Here is a 510-nt window from a genome sequence, read left to right as displayed (position 1 = left end):
GGCGGACTCTGTAATGGCAAGCGCGCGCTGCAGAAGCGGGATTGCCTCGGCCGCCCGGCCAAGATCCCTATACGCAGCCGCCAGATTGCTCAGCCTTGCACCATAATCAGGATGATCTCCTCCGAGCGTGGATTCGCTGATGCTTACCGCACGTTGCAGCAGCGGAATTGCTTCCGAAGCGCGACCTAGGGCGTGGAGGGTAACTGCGAGATTGCTAAGCCTCGTAGCAACATCGGGATGATGATCACCGAATATTTCCTGGCTCACAAGTAAGGCGCGCTCCTCGAGCGGAAGTGCCTCGGATTCCCGTCCCAAGGAATAGAGGATAGCCGCAAGATTTCCAAGTCGAATCGCTACCTGAGGATGATGCTCGCCGAAAGCTGTAACAGTGCTCTCGAGTGCTCGGCGTTCTAAGGGCAAAGCTTCGCTTGCCTTGCCCATTGAATAGAACGCCGTTGCTAGGTCGCTGAGGCGTTCGGCGACTTCTGGGTGATCGGGCCCTAACGCAGC

1 protein-coding gene is annotated in these 510 nt (G+C 57.8%); it reads right to left on the bottom strand.

Going from position 1 to position 510, the window contains the following annotated elements:
• On the bottom strand, nucleotides 1-510 hold a 510-nt coding region (locus tag ACFHWS_RS28555; protein ID WP_416569591.1), incomplete at both ends, for a tetratricopeptide repeat protein.

The organism is Micromonospora sp. LOL_013, assembly GCF_048060315.1.
Lineage (GTDB): Bacteria > Actinomycetota > Actinomycetes > Mycobacteriales > Micromonosporaceae > Micromonospora_E.
This window is presented reverse-complemented; position numbering and strand designations above follow the sequence as displayed.